20 protein-coding genes are annotated in these 17729 nt (G+C 65.3%); 11 read left to right on the forward strand and 9 right to left on the reverse strand.

Annotated features, from left to right (window positions below):
• Positions 1 to 79 precede the first annotated feature (79 nt).
• Positions 80 to 2398, reverse strand: coding sequence for a glycine--tRNA ligase subunit beta (gene glyS, locus ACZ1I5_RS10965; protein WP_465173718.1), 2319 nt, complete (start codon positions 2396 to 2398; stop codon positions 80 to 82).
• 199 nt (positions 2399 to 2597) lie between these two features.
• On the reverse strand, positions 2598 to 3437 hold the full coding sequence (locus tag ACZ1I5_RS10970; RefSeq protein ID WP_465173945.1) for a glycine--tRNA ligase subunit alpha: 840 nt from the start codon (positions 3435 to 3437) through the stop codon (positions 2598 to 2600).
• 230 nt (positions 3438 to 3667) lie between these two features.
• Here ACZ1I5_RS10970 and ACZ1I5_RS10975 point away from each other — a divergent pair, with 230 nt between their 5' ends.
• From ACZ1I5_RS10975 to ACZ1I5_RS10990, 4 genes are all read left to right on the forward strand, one after another.
• Positions 3668 to 4570, forward strand: coding sequence for a TraB/GumN family protein (locus ACZ1I5_RS10975; protein ID WP_465173719.1), 903 nt, complete (start codon positions 3668 to 3670; stop codon positions 4568 to 4570).
• Positions 4571 to 4815: 245 nt separating this feature from the next.
• Positions 4816 to 5520 carry a 50S ribosomal protein L25/general stress protein Ctc gene (locus ACZ1I5_RS10980; RefSeq protein WP_465173720.1) on the forward strand — a complete coding sequence of 235 codons (705 nt, stop codon included), beginning with the start codon at positions 4816 to 4818 and terminating at the stop codon, positions 5518 to 5520.
• 93 nt (positions 5521 to 5613) lie between these two features.
• Entirely contained in the window at positions 5614 to 6189 is a 576-nt protein-coding gene (gene pth, locus ACZ1I5_RS10985; protein ID WP_465173721.1) for an aminoacyl-tRNA hydrolase, read from the forward strand.
• The gene (locus ACZ1I5_RS10990; protein ID WP_465173722.1) at positions 6186 to 6791 is read left to right on the forward strand and encodes a TIGR02466 family protein; all 606 of its coding nucleotides are present in this window, start codon (positions 6186 to 6188) and stop codon (positions 6789 to 6791) included. Before pth ends, ACZ1I5_RS10990 begins: the two co-directional genes overlap by 4 nt.
• 13 nt (positions 6792 to 6804) lie before the next feature.
• Here the strand turns inward: ACZ1I5_RS10990 and ACZ1I5_RS10995 are convergent, their stop codons facing one another.
• The gene (locus ACZ1I5_RS10995) at positions 6805 to 7404 is read right to left on the reverse strand and encodes a hypothetical protein (protein ID WP_465173723.1); all 600 of its coding nucleotides are present in this window, start codon (positions 7402 to 7404) and stop codon (positions 6805 to 6807) included.
• Positions 7405 to 7586: 182 nt separating this feature from the next.
• Between ACZ1I5_RS10995 and ychF the strand changes: the two genes are divergently transcribed.
• The 5 genes from ychF to ACZ1I5_RS11020 all read left to right on the forward strand — a co-directional run bounded on the left by ychF (position 7587) and on the right by ACZ1I5_RS11020 (position 12269).
• The gene (gene ychF, locus ACZ1I5_RS11000; RefSeq protein ID WP_465173724.1) at positions 7587 to 8687 is read left to right on the forward strand and encodes a redox-regulated ATPase YchF; all 1101 of its coding nucleotides are present in this window, start codon (positions 7587 to 7589) and stop codon (positions 8685 to 8687) included.
• Positions 8688 to 8727: 40 nt separating this feature from the next.
• Positions 8728 to 9048 (forward strand): hypothetical protein, encoded by a 321-nt coding sequence (locus tag ACZ1I5_RS11005; protein ID WP_465173725.1) that lies wholly within the window; start codon positions 8728 to 8730, stop codon positions 9046 to 9048.
• 52 nt (positions 9049 to 9100) lie between these two features.
• Entirely contained in the window at positions 9101 to 10462 is a 1362-nt protein-coding gene (locus ACZ1I5_RS11010) for a hypothetical protein (RefSeq protein ID WP_465173726.1), read from the forward strand.
• 119 nt (positions 10463 to 10581) lie between these two features.
• Positions 10582 to 11817 (forward strand): alkaline phosphatase family protein, encoded by a 1236-nt coding sequence (locus tag ACZ1I5_RS11015; protein ID WP_465173727.1) that lies wholly within the window; start codon positions 10582 to 10584, stop codon positions 11815 to 11817.
• 2 nt (positions 11818 to 11819) lie between these two features.
• Positions 11820 to 12269 (forward strand): MaoC family dehydratase, encoded by a 450-nt coding sequence (locus ACZ1I5_RS11020; protein WP_465173946.1) that lies wholly within the window; start codon positions 11820 to 11822, stop codon positions 12267 to 12269.
• Positions 12270 to 12288: 19 nt separating this feature from the next.
• Here the strand turns inward: ACZ1I5_RS11020 and ACZ1I5_RS11025 are convergent, their stop codons facing one another.
• The 6 genes from ACZ1I5_RS11025 to ACZ1I5_RS11050 form a co-directional block, all read right to left on the reverse strand.
• Entirely contained in the window at positions 12289 to 12663 is a 375-nt protein-coding gene (locus tag ACZ1I5_RS11025; protein ID WP_465173728.1) for a hypothetical protein, read from the reverse strand.
• A 131-nt stretch (positions 12664 to 12794) separates the two neighbouring features.
• Complete coding sequence (locus tag ACZ1I5_RS11030; protein ID WP_465173729.1) at positions 12795 to 13382, reverse strand: adenine phosphoribosyltransferase; 588 nt, start codon at positions 13380 to 13382, stop codon at positions 12795 to 12797.
• Entirely contained in the window at positions 13357 to 14202 is an 846-nt protein-coding gene (locus ACZ1I5_RS11035) for a cytochrome c1 (protein ID WP_465173730.1), read from the reverse strand. Before ACZ1I5_RS11035 ends, ACZ1I5_RS11030 begins: the two co-directional genes overlap by 26 nt.
• Positions 14203 to 14217: 15 nt before the next feature.
• On the reverse strand, positions 14218 to 15507 hold the full coding sequence (locus ACZ1I5_RS11040) for a cytochrome b (RefSeq protein ID WP_465173731.1): 1290 nt from the start codon (positions 15505 to 15507) through the stop codon (positions 14218 to 14220).
• A 10-nt stretch (positions 15508 to 15517) separates the two neighbouring features.
• Positions 15518 to 16102, reverse strand: coding sequence for a ubiquinol-cytochrome c reductase iron-sulfur subunit (petA, locus tag ACZ1I5_RS11045; protein ID WP_465173732.1), 585 nt, complete (start codon positions 16100 to 16102; stop codon positions 15518 to 15520).
• Positions 16103 to 16240: a hypothetical protein gene (locus ACZ1I5_RS11050; RefSeq protein WP_465173733.1), complete on the reverse strand. Its 138-nt coding sequence runs from the start codon at positions 16238 to 16240 to the stop codon at positions 16103 to 16105.
• Positions 16241 to 16286: 46 nt separating this feature from the next.
• Here ACZ1I5_RS11050 and ACZ1I5_RS11055 point away from each other — a divergent pair, with 46 nt between their 5' ends.
• The gene (locus ACZ1I5_RS11055; protein WP_465173734.1) at positions 16287 to 16739 is read left to right on the forward strand and encodes a tRNA (cytidine(34)-2'-O)-methyltransferase; all 453 of its coding nucleotides are present in this window, start codon (positions 16287 to 16289) and stop codon (positions 16737 to 16739) included.
• A 128-nt stretch (positions 16740 to 16867) separates the two neighbouring features.
• Positions 16868 to 17728 carry an oxygen-dependent coproporphyrinogen oxidase gene (gene hemF / locus ACZ1I5_RS11060; protein ID WP_465173735.1) on the forward strand — a complete coding sequence of 287 codons (861 nt, stop codon included), beginning with the start codon at positions 16868 to 16870 and terminating at the stop codon, positions 17726 to 17728.
• Position 17729 lies beyond the last annotated feature (1 nt).

A 17729-nucleotide genomic window follows, 5' to 3' on the forward strand; every position in this document is an offset into this window, starting at 1 on the left:
TGCTCAGTCCTCTGTGTGCCTGGTTTTTCGCTGGGGAGGCGAGGCAATCTGGTGTCGGTGGGGGCGAAGATGCGTGTCGTCAGCCCTCGATTTTGGAGAAGTCGGCAACCGAATGGACCGCATCGCGGACCCGCGCGAGAAGCGCGAGGCGCGCTTCGCGTTTGGCGGGGTCCGGGTCGTTGACGGTCACGTCGTCGAAGAAGCGGTCGATCGGGGCGCGGAGCGAAGCGAGTGCGGCCATGGCGGCTTCGAAATCCTCGGCCGCGACGGCTGTTGCGGCACGCGGTGCGGCGTCGTCGAGCGCTGCGATGAGGGCGGCCTCGGCTGGTTCGGGGGTGTAGCCCAACGACCCCTCTCCCGCCGGGAGAGGGATGTACCCCTCCTTCTTCAGGATATTGGACGCGCGCTTGTAGCCGGCGAGAAGGTTGGCGCCGTCCTCGGTGGTGACGAAGGCCTGGAGGGCGTGGACGCGGGCGAGCAGGCGGACGAGGTCGTCCTCGCCGCCGAGCGCGAAGACGGCGTCGATCAGGTCGTGGCGGACGCCGGCTTCGCGTTGTTGGACTTTTAGGCGGTCGGCGAAGAATGAGATGAGCTGAAATGATGCGGAAACGGCAACCCTAATTTCTGACTGAAGATGCTCATCCTTCGAGTAGGTCGAGACGATCGCATCAAAATTCTTTTCAAGTTGCCCCGGCGCCAATTTGGCGAGAACCGCCAAGTCTGAGGCCATACGTGCCTGGGCATCCGCTTGTAAGCGTTTACCAATTGTTCCCTGAACGGAATTTTGAATTACAAACACAAGAGGCAATCGAATTTGGTTGCTCTGGACAACGCGGATAACTGCTAACGCGGCCCTTCGAAGAGCAAAGGGATCACGAGAACCTGACGGCATCTCGCGAATCCCGAAGAATGCCAACAACGTATCGAGCTTGTCCGCCAGCGATACCGCGATTGTGACGGGCGTGGTCGGTACGTCATCACCCTGTCCAACCGGCTTGTAGTGATCACGGACCGCATCAGCGACCTCCTCCGCCTCACCCTGCGCCCGCGCATAATAGCCCCCCATCAAGCCCTGAAGCTCGGGGAATTCGCCGACCATGCCGGTGACGAGATCAGCCTTGGCCAGACGCGCAGCGCGTTCGGCCATGTCGGCGAGGTTAAGCCCCTCCCCTTCAGGGGAGGGGTTGGGGTGGGGCATATCCTCAGGCGCAGGTGCTTGTGGCGAGGCCCCACCCCCAACCCCTCCCCTGAAGGGGAGGGGCTTAACAATCCCCTCTTCGACCAGCCACCTTGCCAGCTTCGCGACGCGCTCGACCTTGTCGGCGAGCGTTCCCAGCTTCTCATGAAACACGATCTTCTCGAGCTTCTTCGCCTGCTCATCGAGCGGCACCTTGAGGTCGGTTTCGTAGAAGAACTTCGCGTCCGACAGCCGCGCGGCGAGCACCTTGCGATTGCCCTCGACGATCTTTGCGCCGCCATCGACCGCGTCGATATTGGCAGTGCAGATGAAGGCGTCGGCGAGCTTCCCGTCCGCCCCGCGGCAGACGAAATATTTCTGGTTCACCCGCGCGGTTAGCTGGATCACCTCGGGCGGGACGCTCAGGTATTCGGGATCGAAACGGCCGAGCAGCGGCACCGGCCATTCGGTGAGGCCAGCATTCTCGGCAACGAGACCCTCGTCCTCGATCAGCTCAAGCCCGGCCTCAGCCGCCAGCGCCTTCGCGCCGTCACGGATGATCGTGCGGCGTTCGTCCTGGTCGACCAGGACGTGGCAGGCGCGCAGCTTGTCGGCATAGTCGCCGGCGTTGCCGATGGTGATCACGCCCGGATGGTGGAAGCGGTGGCCGACCGTCGCGGCGCCGCTGGCGATGCCGGCGATCTCGAACGGCACGACATCGTCGCCGAGCAGCGCCACGATGCCCTGCAGGGGGCGGACCCATTTCAGGCTCTCGGTCGAGCTGGAGGCGTGGCCCCAGCGCATCGATTTCGGCCAGGGGAAAGCGCGTACGATCGCCGGGATCGCCTCGGCCAGCACGTCGGCGGTGGCGCGGCCGGGCTTTTGCGTGACGGCGAACAGGACCTTGTTGCCCTTGCCGTCGTCGCGCTCTTCGAGCTGGTCGCGGGTCAGGCCGGTCGAGCGCAGGAAACCTTCCAGCGCCTGGGCGGGCGCATCGGCGCGGGGGCCTTTGCGTTCTTCGCTGGTCGCTTCGGTCTCGGTCGGGAGGTCGCGGGCGATCAGGGTCAGGCGGCGCGACGTCACGAAGGTGACGATCGCGTCGGCGCGCAGGCCGGCCTTGCCGAGCTCGGCCGCGAACAAGCGGGCGAGATCGTCGCGCGCCTTGTCCTGCATGCGCGCGGGGATTTCTTCCGAGCGGAGTTCGAGGAGGAAGTCGGTCATTATAGTTCCTCCCCGGAACGGGGAGGGGGACCGCCGAAGGCGGTGGAGGGGATTGGAGCGCGATATGCTTGCTCCAGAGCTTCCATCTCAATTCGCGACGACACTCGGTACGCAGCCGCCCGCGCTCCAAGCCCCTCCACCATGCTACGCATGGTCCCCCTCCCCGTTCCGGGGAGGAACTGAGATGTCGCGCGCCGCATCACGCCGCCCACCCGTTCTTGTCCATCCACGCCTGGCAGCTACCCTTCGCCAGATCGCGCACCCGGCCCATATAAGCCTGGCGTTCCGCCACGGAGATCACGCCCCGCGCCTGGAGCAGGTTGAACACATGGCTCGCCTTGATCGCCTGCTCGTACGCCGGGATCGGCAGCTTCGCCTCCAGGCAATTCTCGCATTCGGCGGTCGCCTTGCGGAACAGGTCGAACAGCGCCTCGGTGTTCGCGACCTCGAAATTCCAGGTCGATTGCTCGATCTCGTTTTCGAGGAACACGTCCCCATAAGTCACGCCAGCATCATTATAGGCCAGGTCGTAGATGCTGTCCTTGTTCTGGAGGTACAGCGCCAGCCGCTCAAGCCCATAGGTCAGCTCGCCGGCGACCGGCTTGCAGTCGAATCCGCCCATCTGCTGGAAATAGGTGAACTGGGTCACCTCCATGCCGTCGCACCAGACTTCCCAGCCCAGTCCCCAGGCGCCGAGCGTCGGCGATTCCCAATCGTCCTCGACGAAGCGGATGTCATGCCGCGTGAAATCTATCCCGATCGCCGCGAGCGACCCGAGATAGAGTTCCTGCAAATCGGGCGGGCTCGGCTTCAGGATTACCTGATACTGGTAATAATGCTGCAGCCGGTTGGGATTCTCGCCGTAACGCCCGTCGGTCGGCCGGCGGCAGGGCTGGACGAAGGCGGCATTCCATGTGTCCGGGCCGAGCGCACGAAGCGTCGTTGCGGTGTGGAAGGTCCCTGCCCCCATTTCCATGTCGTAAGGCTGCAGGATCAGGCAGCCGCGCTCACTCCAATAGTCATGGAGCGTGAGGATCATGCGCTGGAAGCTCAGCGGCTCGGTCACGGTGCGGGAAAACCCTTCGCAGATGCAGTATAACTCTTTCCGCCGCTTTGGCGCATGCCCCGAAAAGGGTCAACCGCCCCCGGCTATGGCGGTCACGCTTTGAGGCGCGCCGGACGCACCATCCGCGAAATCGGGGTTAAGCGGGTGGAGTGCCGCCCGGATTGCCGATAAGCACGCGCCAGATCCCTTTCAGGAACCCCCTTATGAAGATGTTCGGCAAGCTGATCGCGCCGTTGACTCTGTTGTTCGCGGCGCCGGCCTGCGCCCAGCCTGCCCCCACCGCCCCCGTCGCCCCGCGCGATGCCGATCCGGCGCTGTGGGTGGTCAGGGACAAGGACACGACTATCTATCTGTTCGGCACCATCCATGTGCTGAAGCCCGGCCTGAGCTGGTTCGACGACGGGGTGAAGAAGGCGTTCGATTCGTCGAAGGAAGTGGTGCTCGAGCTGGTCATGCCTGATGCCGCGGCCATGCAGGCGCTGGTCATGGCCAAGGGCATCGCGCATGACGGCATTCCGCTGACTCAGCGCCTCCCAGAGGCGAAACGCCCCGCGCTGGCCAAGGCGCTGACCGATCTCGGCCTGCCCGCGACCGCGTTCGACTCGATGGAGCCCTGGTATGCCGCGACCAACCTGTCGCTGCTGCCGCTGCTGAAAAAGGGCTATGACGTCAGCAATGGCCCGGAACAGTCGATCAGCAAGGCCGCCGCCGCGCAGGGCAAGCCGGTGACCGGGCTGGAGACGGCGGAAGAACAGCTCAACATCTTCGACAGCCTGTCGATGCCGGCGCAAGTCGCTTTCCTGACCAACACCATCGACGAGATGCCCAAGCTCGATGCGACGATGAACACGATGGTCGACAGCTGGGCAAAAGGCGACCCCGATGCGCTGGGCCGCACGCTCAACGACGATCTCGACGCCTCGCCCGAGGTGAAGAAGGCGCTGCTGGTCGATCGCAACAAGCGCTGGGCGTTCTGGATCAGCAATCGCATGAAGCAGCCAGGCACGGTGTTCATCGCGGTCGGCGCCGGGCATCTGGCGGGCAAGGACAGCGTGCTCGAGCAGCTCCGCGGCTACCGGCTCAACGCAAAGCGGGTGAAGTACTAAATCCTTCTCCCAAAACCCTTCTCCCATCGGGAGAAGGTGGCGCGAAGCGCCGGATGAGGGTGAGTAACAATCTACTGCGGTCACCCTCACCCTCCCAAGCTTCGCTTGGGCCCCTCCCTCTCCCGATGGGAGAGGTGTGAAGGGATTGCCTCTCACTCCTTGTTCCCCTATAGGCGCCCGCTTCCGGTCAGGGTCATCCCTGGAGGCCTGTCCGGAGATTTGAACCAAGCATATCGGAGACTGCAATGAGCGATCAGCTTACGCTCGCAGCCGAGACGCGTGAACAGGTTGGCAAGGGAGCCTCCCGTTCGCTTCGTCGTGAAGGCCGCGTACCCGCCGTGATCTACGGCAACAAGCAAGACCCCGCCTCGATCCATGTCGAGGAAAAGGCGCTGATGCGTCTTCTCATGACGGGTCATTTCATGAATTCGGTGGTGATGGTGGACGTCGGCGGCAAGGCCGTGCGCACCCTCCCCAAGGACGTCGCCTTCGACGTCGTGACCGATCGCCCGGTCCATGTCGACTTCCTGCGCATCTCCGAGCACGCGACCGTGCACGTGAACGTGCCGGTGGTGTTCGTTGACGAAGAGGAATCGGCCGGTATCAAGCGCGGTGGCGTGCTCAACGTGGTTCGCCACGAGCTCGAGCTGATCTGCGACGCGTCCGAGATCCCCGACGAGATTACCATCTCGCTCAAGGGCACCGATGTGGGCGATTCGATCCACATCTCGACCGTGAAGCTGCCCAAGGGCGTCACGTCGGCGATCGACGACCGCGATTTCACCATCGCCACGCTGATCGCACCGTCGGCGCTCAAGTCCGAGACGCTCGAGCAGGTCGCCGAAGAAGAGGCCCTGGCCGAAGCGGCGCATGACGAGCATGTCGCCGAAGTCGAAGCCGAGGAAGCTGCTGCCGAAGCCGCGACCGACGACGAAGCCTCGGAAGGCTGAACGAACGATCCGTGCCCTAAGCGGCGCGGGACAGGATCGGGGGCAGCGGAAGCAACGGCTTCCCTGCCCCTTTTCTTTGGGTAAAGGACCTTCATGCAACTCTGGGTCGGCCTTGGAAATCCCGGCGCGCAATATGCGCTGCAGCGGCACAATGTCGGCTTCATGGTGGCCGACACCATCGCCGACATGCATGATTTCGGCCCCGTGAAAAAGGCGTTCCAGGGCTGGACTCAGGAAGGCCGGATCGGCCCCGAGAAGATCCTGCTGCTGAAGCCCGCGACCTTCATGAACGAGAGCGGCCGCTCGATCGGCGAGGCGATGCGTTTCTACAAGCTCGATGTCGGCGACGTCACCGTGTTCCATGACGAGCTGGATCTCGCGCCCTTCAAGGTCAAGGTGAAGATCGGCGGCGGCACCGCGGGGCATAACGGCCTGCGCTCGACCGAGGCGCATATCGGCAATGAATTCCGCCGCGTGCGCATCGGCATCGGCCATCCCGGCCACAAGGACAAGGTCAGCCCCTATGTGCTGGGCAATTACGCCAAGGCGGAGATGGACTCGCTCGCCGACCTGCTCGGCGCGGTCGCGGCCGAGGCGAAATGGCTCGCCGAGGGCAATGACGCCCGCTTCATGAGCGATGTCGCGCTGCGGCTGGGAGAATCGAAATGACGGTGCGCAGCCTGTTCGCGACGCGGCTGTATGAGGGCGTGCTGGGCGACCCCGATTTCGTGGCGGAGCTGGACCATGCCTGCCGCGTGCTGGCGGAGGACGACCGGGCCGGACGGCACTGGTCCAAGGCGAACGGTTATCGTGGCTATACCAGCTATGCCTCGCTCAACGACCTGCCGCAGCGCGACCCGACCTTCGGCGAGCTGGTCAAGCGGCTCAACAAACATGTCGCGTCCTTCGCGGCCGAGTGTGCGTTCGATCTGGGCGGCGGCAAGCTGAAACTCGACAGCTTCTGGGTGAACGTCCTGAAGCCGGGCGGCACGCATTCCGGCCATATCCATCCGCACAGCGCCGTGTCGGGCACGGCCTATATCGCGGTGCCGCCGGGTGCCGGGCCGCTCAAGCTGGAGGATCCGCGCCTGCCGCTGATGATGGCCGCCCCGACTCGCCTCCACGACGCGCCGGAGGATCTGCGCAGCTTCGTCTATGTCGAGCCCGAGCCCGGCAGCGTGTTGCTATGGGAGAGCTGGCTGCGCCACGAGGTACCGGCCGGCACCTCGAAGGACGAGCGGATCAGCATCAGCTTCAACTATCGCTGGTAGCCCCTCGCGGCTTCTAGAACCTGTACCCGAAGGTAAGGTGAGCGATCCGGTTGATCCCCGTGACGGGCTTGAGTCCGCTCATCCCGTTCCCGTCCGCGTCCGCCTGCCGCAGCCGCCCCGACATGCCCGAGTTCAGCCGGCCCATCACCGCGCCCGCTTCGAACCCCAATATCGTGCCAGGGCCGACGGGGCGCATATAGCCGATCGTCGCGGCCGGGGTGAAGCGGCGCCCGCCGATCCCGCCGAGCCCGCGCCCCCTGGGACTATAGACCAGGCCACGATAGGTCCGGTCGGCATTCTGGCGCGCAAACAGCCGCATGCCGGCCGATAGATGCAGCCCCTCGCCCAGGGGAAAGAAATCGATCATCGAGCTGTCGACGCGCTCCTGAAAGCGACCGTCGGTGTAAACCAGGGGATCGCGGCCGATCAGCGGCGGCGTCGTCACCCGCAGGCTGACGTTCGGCGCGATCGCAACGCCCTGACCGGGCACGATCGGACCCGCGACGAGAAGGGTAAGCGGTGCCCCCGCGCGATGCGCCGCCTGTTGTTGCGACCATGCCGGTTGCGTCGCCACACCCATGGCCATCACGGCCAACCCCAAAGTTACGCGCATCGTCGGCCCCCCGCCCCGTGCGCCCGGCATGATCGCTCAGCCTGGCTTGTACCGTTAGACGATACCGACCGACCCGATCCTCACCGGCGCGAACGATAAAGGCATCCGCGCGACACGCAGGTCGCTGGCGTTTCGGCGCGTCACGCCTTAAAGGCCGCGCTTCACTTTCATCGCGGGACGATATGGGTTTCAAATGCGGCATCGTGGGCCTGCCGAATGTCGGCAAGTCCACCCTCTTCAACGCGCTGACGGAGACGGCGGCGGCGCAGGCGGCCAATTATCCGTTCTGCACGATCGAGCCGAATGTCGGTAACGTCGCGGTGCCCGACAAGCGGCTCGATCAGCTCGCCGCGATCGCCGGCTCGGCCAAGATCATCGAGACTCAGCTCGGCTTCGTCGACATCGCCGGCCTGGTGCGCGGCGCGTCCAAGGGCGAGGGCCTGGGCAACCAGTTCCTCGGCAATATCCGTGAGGTGGACGCGATCGTCCATGTCCTGCGCTGCTTCGAGAATGGCGATGTCACGCATGTCGAGGGCAAGGTCGATCCGATCGCCGATGCCGAGACGGTCGAGACCGAGCTGATGCTGTCCGACCTGGAAAGCCTCGAGAAGCGCGTGCCCAATTTCGCCAAAAAGGCCGCGCAGGGCGACAAGGAAGCCAAGATCGCCGTCTCGGTGCTCGGCCAGGCGCTCGAGCTGCTGCGCGAAGGCAAGCCCGCCCGGCTGACCAGGCCGAAGGACGAGGAGGAAGCACGCGTCTTCGCTCAGGCCCAGTTGCTGACGTCCAAGCCCGTCCTGTATGTTTGCAACGTCGATGAGGGTGATGCCGCCAACGGCAATGCCCTGTCGGCCAAGGTGTTCGAAAAGGCCAAGGCCGAAGGCGCCGAAGCTGTCGTCGTCTCGGCCGCGATCGAGGCCGAGATCGCGACCATGGCGCCCGACGAGCGCGGCGAGTTCCTGTCGGAACTGGGCCTGGAAGAGACCGGCCTCGCCCGCGTGATCACCGCCGGGTACAAGCTGCTCCACCTGCTCACTTTCTTCACCGTCGGCCCGAAGGAAGCGCGCGCCTGGACCGTCCATGTCGGCGCCAGGGCCCCGCAGGCGGCCGGCGAGATCCACACCGATTTCGAACGCGGCTTCATCCGCGCGGAGACGATCGCCTTCGACGATTATGTCGCGTTCAAGGGAGAAGCCGGCGCGCGCGACGCGGGCAAGCTGCGGTCGGAGGGCAAGGACTATGTCGTCCAGGACGGCGACGTGATGCTGTTCCGCTTCAACGTCTGAGGTTGCTCATGCTTCTACGCCGGCCTATTTTGCTGACCTGATGCTCGCCCGGCTGATCCTGTCGCTGCTGCTCGCCGCCCTTGCGTTTCCCGCGATGGCCGCGGCGTCGTGCCATGATGCGCCGGCTCCGCGGATGGCGATGTCGCATCACGACGCGCCGATGCCGGTCGCGCCTGCGCATGACGACAAGGCCGTGGTCGGGCATGCCTGTATCGGCTGCATTCCGCCATCGACCTTGAAAAGCGGCGTCTGGGATGGGCCCGAACTCAGGACCGTCGAAATCTGCATCGCGCGCGCCGCCACCTTCGATCCCGGCAAGGCGCCCGCGCCCGACACACCGCCTCCGCGCGCGGAAGCATGATCCGTGGGGCAGCCCGCCCCGATCATGTTCCTCCTAGCGAGAGTTTTTACCGATGATTCGATTCACGTTGCTCGCGGCCACGGCCGCGGCGGCGCTGGTGCCCATGGCGGCATCGGCGCAGACCATGGACCATGGCATGCATATGCCGGCGCCGACACCGACACCCTCCCCGGCGCCCGAGCCGGACACGCCGGCACCCGCGCCCGACGCGCCCCAGGCCCCTCACGACCACCATCCCGGCATGGTCATGCCCGGCGACGCCCCGGCCATGACCATGCCCGCCATCGCTTATGGTTCCGGTACCTCCCGCCTGCCGTTCAACGAAGGGATGATGCAGGGTGTGCATCTTCCCGCGGGGGACTGGATGGTGATGCTCCACGGCTATGCCTGGGGCGCTTATACCGATCAGAGTGGGCCGCGCGGCGACGACATGGCGTTCGTCCAGTCCATGGCGATGCTGTCCGCCTCCGGCCCGGTCGCGCCGGGCGTCCGGCTCGGCTTCCAGACCATGCTCAGCCTCGAGCCGCTGATGGGCGCGAACGGCTATCCCAACCTGTTCGCGACGGGAGAGACCGCCGATGGCGTGACTCATCTCGTCGACCGCCAGCATCCGCACGACCTGTTCATGGAACTGTCCGGCCGGGTCGATCTGGACGTCGCGCCCGGCACCAGCCTGTTCCTCTATGGCGGGCCGGTGGCGGAACCGGCGCTCGGCCCCTCGGCCTTCATGCACCGGGCGTCGGCGCAATATCTGCCGCTCGCGCCGATCACGCATCACTGGTTCGACAGCACGCACATCACTTATGGCGTGGTGACGGCCGGCGTGGCGACGCCGCGCTTCCAGCTCGAGGCGTCGGCCTTTCGCGGGCGCGAGCCGGACCAGTATCGCTGGAACATCGAGTCGCCGAAGCTCGACAGCTGGAGCGTGCGTGCAACCTGGACGCCCTCGCCCGAATGGGCACTTCAGCTCAGCCATGGCCGGATCGAGAGCCCCGAACAGCTCGAACCCACCCGCAACGAAGCGCACACCACGGCGAGCGTGCAATATGCCAAGGGCGGGCTGTCCACCCTGGTCGCCTTTTCCGCCAAGAAGGCGCTGCCTGGCCGCACCTCGACGGCGTGGCTGGCCGAGGCCAACTGGAACATCGGCAAGCACCACACCCTGTTCGGCCGCGCGGAGAATGTCGCCAATGACGAACTCTTCCCCGATCACACCGATCCGCTGCACGACCGGATGTTCCGGGTGAGCAAATTCGAGGGCGGCTATGCCTATCGATTGCCGCTACCCGGGCCGTTCGGGCTAGCGCTGGGCGGGGCGCTGGCGGCCTATGCCAAGCCGGCCGCGCTCGATGCGGCTTATGGCGACGCGCCGGTCAGTTATACGCTGTTCGCCAAGCTCTCGCTCGGGCAATAGGCGAACCGCGAATCCCACCGTCACCCCGGGCTTGTCCCGGGGTCCATCGAGCGGCGGGCGCTGGAGGACTGATGAGCCAGGACGCCGAGCCGCGAAGGGGATGCCGGAACAGGTCCAGCATGACGGGATGGGTCGTGGCGCTGGCGGCACTGGCGCTTTCCGCCTGTGCCGCCACGCCACCCCCCGCCCCGATCGTGCAGGCCGCGGCCGGGCAACGCGCGCCCGTCACCATCCTGATCTCGATCGACGCGTTCCGGCCCGATTATATGGACCGCGGCAATACGCCGGTGCTCGACGCGCTGGCGAAGCAGGGCGTCCGCGCAACGATGCGGCCGAGCTTCCCGACCCTCACCTTCCCCAACCATACGACGCTCGTCACTGGCTTACGGCCCGATCGCAACGGCATCGTGGCCAACACCATGTATGACCCGAAAAGACCCGGCCAGCGCTTCTACAGCAAGGAACTGGAAAGCTCCGATCCCTTCTGGTGGGCCGAATCCGAGCCACTGTGGATCACCGCGGAGAAGAACGGCGTGCATGCCGGCACGATGTTCTGGCCGGGCGAGGAAGCCGCGCATGGCGACATGCGGCCATTCGACTGGATCCGGTTCGACCCCAATTTCACCAGCGCGCAACGGGTGCGGACCGTGACCGACTGGATGCGGCGCCCGGCCGACATCCGTCCCCGTTTCGTGGTGATCTATTTCGACGATGTCGACAAGGCGGCCCATAAGTCCGGCCCGCTCGCGCCCGAGGCGCGCGATGCGGTGCGGCTGATCGACGGGCTGATCGGCGACCTGAAATCGGGGCTCGATCGCATGGGGCAGCCGGTCAACCTCGTCATCGTCTCGGATCACGGCATGCGCGCGATCCAGCCGGAACGCACCGTCTCGCTCGACAAGATCCTGCCGAAGGAAAGCTATCGACTGGCAAGCTATGGTCCCTTCGCCACGCTCGATCCGATGCCGGGCCATGAGGACGAAGTCGCCCGCGTCCTGCTCGCGCCCAACCCGGACATGACCTGCTGGCGCAAGGCCGAGGTCCCCGCGAAATTCCATTACGGCGCCAATCCCCGGGTCGGCGCCTTTGTCTGCCAGGCCGCTGCGGGCGGCGAAGTGATGCCCGGCATGCCGACCAACAAGGGCGATCATGGTTATGAGCCCGACGATCCCGACATGACTGCCCTGTTCCTGGTCAATGGCCCTGCCTTCCGCCGTGATGGTCGCGTGCCCGCCAAATTCGACAATGTCGATCTCTACCCCATGCTCGCGCGCCTGATCGGCGTCGCGCCCTTGCCCAATGACGGGGACGCGGCCACGCTCGCGCCTCTGCTCGCCCCGACGGAGACAAAGTGACCATGCAATATTTCGAGGACATCGTGGTCGGCGCAACGGCGCGCTTCGGCCGCTACGAGGTCACCCGCGACGAGGTGATCGAATTCGCCTCGAAATATGATCCCCAGCCCTTCCATTTGTCCGACGAGGCAGCCGCGACCACGCATTTCGGGCGGCTCTCGGCCAGCGGCTGGCAGACCTGCGCGATGACCATGTCGATGGTCGTCGCAAATCTGAAGGCAAACAAGCAGGCCGGGCTTGGCTCGCCCGGCATCGATGAGCTGCGCTGGCTCAAACCGGTCTATCCCGGCGACGTGCTGCGCTGCGAGACCGAGATCCTCGACAAGCGCGCCTCGAACAGCCGGCCCGAGATGGGCAGCTATCGCAGCAGGATGACGGTGCTCAACCAGGACGATGTCCCGGTGATGACCTTCATCTCGATCGGCCTCATCCGGACTCGCCCGGCCGGCTGAGCCGCCGGGCGCGCCGTCATCAGCGGCGGCGGCGACCGCCGCCATAGGTGCCGCGGTTCACGCCATAGTCGCGCCAGACGGGACGGATGTCGCGGCGATCGCGCTGCCAGCTCTGCGACAGGCCCTGCCAATAGCCGCGCTGGCTGTCGTTCCAGCGATGGCGCCGGTTCTGCCGGTCATAGACGTAATAGCCGGTGCCCGGATAATAATAGTCGTTGTTCCAGCCCCAATAGGGGCTGCCGCTATAGCCGCCATAATAGGGGTCCCAGTCGCCGCCGGCATAGCCGACCGACATGCTGCCATAACCGCCGCCATAACCATCGGTGGCGCAGCCGGAGAGTCCGAGCCCGGCGACGAGGGCAAGGCTGGCGACGGAAAGCTTGAAGGGTGACATTGACGCAACTCCCATGATGGGAGCGCCGATGTGGTGCGGCAGCGGCGCTTCGATGCGCCATCAACGGGAAAAACCGACGACGGTTCCGACGCGCCAAACGCGAAGAAACGACGCCCGTGAGGGCGCGCCGATCAATGGCCGTCGAATGCCACCAGTGAGCGAACCGCGATCCCATCCGCGCGCAACGCGTCGGCGCCGCCAAGCTTGGGCAGATCAATCGCGAAACTGGCCTGAGTCACCACGGCCCCGGCCTTGCGCAGCAGCCGGACGGCGGCGCGCGCGGTGCCGCCGGTGGCGATCAGGTCGTCGACCAGCAACACGCTGGCGCCGGGCGCGAGCGCATCCTCGTGCATCGCGATCCGGTCGGTACCATATTCGAGCGCATAGTCTTCGGCGATCGTCGCGCCGGGCAGCTTGCCGTCCTTGCGGATCAGCAGCACGCCCGCGTTCAGCGGCGCCGCCAGCGCGGCCGCGAACAGGAAACCACGGGCCTCGATCCCGGCGACCAGATCGATCTTGCCCTCCACCTGGGCGGCCATGCGCTCGATGGTCAGGGCGAACCCCTTCGCATCGAGCAGCAAGGTCGTGATGTCGCGGAACATGATCCCCGGCTTCGGAAAGTCGGGGATCGTGCGGATCAGCGCCCTGAGATCGTCATTCGCGCCGGGCGCGCCGATCCCGGAACTGGCGGTCTCAGTGCTTAATGTCGCGCCAAACATTCTGATACGCTCCCCAGGCAAGGAAGACGAAGATCAGCAGGAAGATGATCACCGGCCAGCCATAGGAATGACGCGCCGTGAGGTTCGGCTCGGCGGTCCACACGAGGAACGCCGCGACGTCCTTCGCCATCTGGTCGACGGTCGGCTTGGTGCCGTCGAGATAGGTCACCTGGCCTTCGCTGGTCAGCGGCGGCGGCATGGCGATGTTCATCGTCGCGAAATAAGGGTTCGCGTGCAGGCCGGCGGGCGTCTTCACGTCCGGGAACTGCTTGAGCATCTCGGCCGACTGCGGCTGATAGCCGGTCAGGAGCGAATAGACATAGGCCGGGCCGTCATGACGCGCCTTGGTCATCAGCGACAGGTCAGGCGGGTTCGCGTTGTTGTTCGCGGCACGCGCCGCGATCTCGTTCGCGAAGGGCGACGGGAAATGATCCGAGGGGATGTTCTTGCGGGTCGCGGGCTCGCCGGTATCCGGGTTGATCGAGGGCTGCTCGATCACCCACTGGTTGGCAATCGCTTTCACCTGGGCTTCGCTATAGCCGATCTTCTGCAGGTCGCGGAACGAGACGTGATGCAGCGAATGGCAGGCCGAGCAGACTTCCTTGAACACCTGGAAGCCGCGCTGCAGCTGGCGGTTGTCGAACTTGCCGAACACGCCGTTGGACTCGAGCTCGAGCTCCTTGGGGTGCTTGTGCCATTCGCTCGTCTCGATCGACGGTGCCGCCGGATCGGTGATCTGGCCCCAGACGGTCCAGGAGAGAGCCCAGCCGAGCACGACGACGAACGCCGCACCGACCAGCATTGCAAGATTGCGGACCATTGTACCTGTTGCCCCTTATTCGGCCGCGAGCGCGGTCTGCGCCGGCGAGGTGCCACCATGCTTCGCCAGCACCGCCTCGGTGATCGAGTTCGGCAACGGCGCGGGGCGTTCAGCCCGCGAGATGATCGGCACGATGATCAGGAAATGCGCGAAATAATAGGCTGCGCAGATCTGGCTGAGGATGACGTAGAGCGGCGTCGCGGGCGAACCGCCGCACCAGCCCAGGATCAGGACGTCGGCCACCAGGATCCAGAAGAAGGTGCGATAGGTCGGCCGGTAATTGGCCGAACGCACCGGCGAGCTGTCCAGCCAGGGCAGGAAGAACAGCAGCAGGATCGAGCCGAACATCGCCAGCACGCCCCACAGCTTGGCCGGCAGGATGAAGTCGGAGGTGAAGGCGCGCAGGATCGCGTAGAACGGCCAGAAATACCATTCGGGCACGATATGCGCCGGCGTCGAGAGCGAGTTGGCCGGGATGTAATTGTCCGGATGGCCGAGATAGTTCGGCGCCAGGAAGATCAGCACCGCGAACAGCACCAGGAACACGCCGAGGCCGACGCCGTCCTTGGCGGTGTAATAAGGATGGAACGGCACCGTGTCCTGTTCGCCCTTCACTTCGACGCCGGTCGGGTTGCTCGAACCCGGAATGTGCAGCGCCCAGATGTGCAGGATGATGACCGCCGCGATCACGAACGGCAGCAGGTAATGGAGCGAGAAGAAGCGGTTCAGCGCGGCCTGGTCCGGCGCGAAGCCGCCGAGCAGCCAGATGCGGATATAGTCGCCGACCACGGGTATCGCCGAGAAGAAGCCGGTGATCACCTGCGCGCCCCAGAAGCTCATCTGACCCCAGGGGAGAACATAGCCCATGAAGGCGGTCGCCATCATCAGCAGGAAGATGACCACGCCGAGCAGCCAGACCATCTCTCGCGGCGCCTTGTAGGAACCGTAATAAAGGCCGCGGAAGATGTGGATATAGACGACGATGAAGAACATCGCCGCGCCGTTGGCATGCGCATACCGCAGCAGCCAGCCGCCGTTCACGTCGCGCATGATGTGCTCGATCGAGTTGAACGCGCCGTCGGCCGTCGCGCCATAATGCATGGCGAGCACGATGCCGGTGATGATCTGGATGCCGAGCGCGGCACCGGCGAGCACGCCGAAGTTCCAGAAATAGTTGAGGTTGCGCGGCACCGGATAGCCGGCGCCCACGGCGTTATAGACGAGGCGCGGAACCGGCAGCCGTTCGTCCACCCACTTCATCAGCGGGTTGGAGGGTGCGTAATGCTTGGCCCAGGGAAAGCTCATGATGCGTACCTCAACCGACCGTTACGGTGGTGGCAGAATTGAAGGTGTAGTCGGGCACCGCCAGATTCTTCGGGGCCGGGCCTTTGCGGATGCGCGCTGCGGTATCGTAGGCCGAACCATGGCACGGGCAGAAATAGCCGCCGAACGGCCCGCGATTCTCGCCTTCGCCCGCGCCCAGCGGCACGCAGCCGAGATGAGTGCACACGCCCAGCGTGATCAGCCAGTTCTTGTGGCCTTCCTTGGTACGCTGCGCCAGCGTCTGCGGGTCGCGCAGCTCGCTCACGGGGACCGCGTCGGCCTCGGCGATTTCCTTCGGCGTCAGGTTGCGCACGAACAGCGGCTGCTTGCGGAACGAGGTCTTGATCGCCTGGCCGGGCTGGATCTTCGCGAGATCGATCTCGGTGGTCGACTGCGCGAGCACGTCGGCCGACGGATTCATCTGGTTGAGCAGGGGCAGCACGACGACAGCGCCGCCGACGCCGATCCAGGCCACAGCCGCGATATTGATGAAATCGCGGCGGCGGGGATCTTCCACCTCCTCATGGAACGGTGCCGGGTCTTCCCCAGGCGGTACGGCGGTATCAACAATTGCCATTCACTTGCCCTTGCACTTCAGGTCGCGGCGACGTTCGGAGAAGCGCGTTGCGATTGGTCCGCGCACGCCCACCGATCCTCCGTCCCCACGGAGGCTGGCGGCCTGATAGACGCGGGCGGCACGCTTTGCCAACAGCATTTTAGCCCTGTTGTTACGCGAGCGCACAAAGGCCTATGCGAGCGGCATGCGTGTGGCCCTTTACCAGCCCGATATCGCCGGCAATGTCGGCACGATCCTCCGGCTTTGCACCTGTCTCGAGGTAGGGGTCGACCTGATCGAACCGATGGGATTCGCCTGGGGCGACCGCGCGCTCGCCCGGGCGGGCATGGACTATCTCGATGCCGCGCAGGTGGTCCGCCATGTCGACTGGACGGCGTTCGAGGCACGGGTGCCCGGCCGGATCGTGCTGCTGACGACACGCGGCGGCGTTCGTATCGACGAAGCCACGTTCCAGGCGGACGACGTGCTTCTCCTCGGCAGCGAGAGCGCGGGGGTGCCGCCGGACGTCCATGCGCGCGCCGACCTGGCGGTCCGCATTCCGCTGGCGGCGGGCAGAAGGTCGCTGAACGTCGCGGTCGCCGCGGGAATCGCGCTGGGCGAGGCGCTGCGCCAGACCAGGGGCTGGCCGAAGCACTGAGTTTCAACTCTGGGTTGATTCTAACTCCGTTCGTGTCGAGTAGGGTTCGAGCTTGTCGAGAACCCGTATCGAGACACACGTCCTTCGATACGCCATCTCGACAGGCTCGATGGCACTCGGGACGAACGGTGACCTTTTTGACTGACGCGTTTTTACTCGACTCCGAACAATCCACCGCCCGCGCCTGGTTCGAAAGCCTGCGCGACCGGATCTGCGCCGAATTCGAATCGATCGAGGCCGAGGCCGGGTCGGACGCGCGGTTCGACTATCTCGCCTGGGACCGGACCGATCCGTCGGGCGCGCCCGGCGGTGGCGGCGTAAGGGGCGTGATGAAGGGCAAGGTGTTCGAAAAGGTCGGCGTCAACGTCTCGACCGTCGGCGGTACCTTCGAAGGCGATTTCGCGAAGTCGATCCACGGCGCCGGAGATGATCCGCGATTCTTCGCGACCGGCATCAGCCTGGTCGCGCACATGGCGAATCCGCAGGTGCCGGCGGTGCACATGAACACGCGCTTCCTCGTCACGACGAAGCGGTGGTTCGGCGGCGGCGCGGATCTCAACCCGCCCCTGCCCCGAGCCGAGGATACCGAGGACTTCCACGCCACGCTGCAGGCGGCGTGCGACCGGCACGACCCCGCGCATTATCCGCGCTTCAGGCAATGGGCCGACGATTATTTCTACATCCCGCACCGCCAGGTACATCGCGGCGTCGGCGGTATCTTCTACGATCATCTCGAAGGGGATTTCGCGGCGAACTTCGCCTTCACCCAGGATGTCGGGCGCGCGTTTCTCGACGCGTTCCCGCGAATCGTGCGGCGGCGCATGGGCGATACGTTCACTGATGCCGATCTCGCCACGCAGCGCGCCTGGCGCGGCCGCTATGCCGAGTTCAACCTCGTCTATGATCGCGGCACGCTGTTCGGCCTCAAGACCGGGGGCAATATCGACGCGATCCTGATGAGCCTGCCGCCGGTCGCCACATGGGAGTGAT

The sequence above is a fragment of the Sphingomonas sp. BL-S-30 genome (genome assembly GCF_055521475.1).

Coding starts and splice junctions, on each gene's coding strand:
- ACZ1I5_RS10980 (WP_465173720.1), top strand. CDS start 4,816: ATGAGCGATCAGCTTACGCTCGCAGCCGAGACGCGTGAACAGGTTGGC.
- ACZ1I5_RS11030 (WP_465173729.1), bottom strand. CDS start 13,382: ATGTTTGGCGCGACATTAAGCACTGAGACCGCCAGTTCCGGGATCGGC.
- petA (WP_465173732.1), bottom strand. CDS start 16,102: ATGGCAATTGTTGATACCGCCGTACCGCCTGGGGAAGACCCGGCACCG.
- glyS (WP_465173718.1), bottom strand. CDS start 2,398: ATGACCGACTTCCTCCTCGAACTCCGCTCGGAAGAAATCCCCGCGCGC.
- ACZ1I5_RS11055 (WP_465173734.1), top strand. CDS start 16,287: ATGCGTGTGGCCCTTTACCAGCCCGATATCGCCGGCAATGTCGGCACG.
- ACZ1I5_RS10990 (WP_465173722.1), top strand. CDS start 6,186: ATGACGGTGCGCAGCCTGTTCGCGACGCGGCTGTATGAGGGCGTGCTG.
- ACZ1I5_RS11015 (WP_465173727.1), top strand. CDS start 10,582: ATGACGGGATGGGTCGTGGCGCTGGCGGCACTGGCGCTTTCCGCCTGT.
- ACZ1I5_RS11005 (WP_465173725.1), top strand. CDS start 8,728: ATGCTCGCCCGGCTGATCCTGTCGCTGCTGCTCGCCGCCCTTGCGTTT.
- ACZ1I5_RS11010 (WP_465173726.1), top strand. CDS start 9,101: ATGATTCGATTCACGTTGCTCGCGGCCACGGCCGCGGCGGCGCTGGTG.
- ACZ1I5_RS10995 (WP_465173723.1), bottom strand. CDS start 7,404: ATGCGCGTAACTTTGGGGTTGGCCGTGATGGCCATGGGTGTGGCGACG.
- ACZ1I5_RS10975 (WP_465173719.1), top strand. CDS start 3,668: ATGAAGATGTTCGGCAAGCTGATCGCGCCGTTGACTCTGTTGTTCGCG.
- ychF (WP_465173724.1), top strand. CDS start 7,587: ATGGGTTTCAAATGCGGCATCGTGGGCCTGCCGAATGTCGGCAAGTCC.
- ACZ1I5_RS11035 (WP_465173730.1), bottom strand. CDS start 14,202: ATGGTCCGCAATCTTGCAATGCTGGTCGGTGCGGCGTTCGTCGTCGTG.
- ACZ1I5_RS10970 (WP_465173945.1), bottom strand. CDS start 3,437: ATGATCCTCACGCTCCATGACTATTGGAGTGAGCGCGGCTGCCTGATC.
- pth (WP_465173721.1), top strand. CDS start 5,614: ATGCAACTCTGGGTCGGCCTTGGAAATCCCGGCGCGCAATATGCGCTG.
- ACZ1I5_RS11025 (WP_465173728.1), bottom strand. CDS start 12,663: ATGTCACCCTTCAAGCTTTCCGTCGCCAGCCTTGCCCTCGTCGCCGGG.
- ACZ1I5_RS11040 (WP_465173731.1), bottom strand. CDS start 15,507: ATGAGCTTTCCCTGGGCCAAGCATTACGCACCCTCCAACCCGCTGATG.
- ACZ1I5_RS11020 (WP_465173946.1), top strand. CDS start 11,820: ATGCAATATTTCGAGGACATCGTGGTCGGCGCAACGGCGCGCTTCGGC.
- ACZ1I5_RS11050 (WP_465173733.1), bottom strand. CDS start 16,240: ATGCTGTTGGCAAAGCGTGCCGCCCGCGTCTATCAGGCCGCCAGCCTC.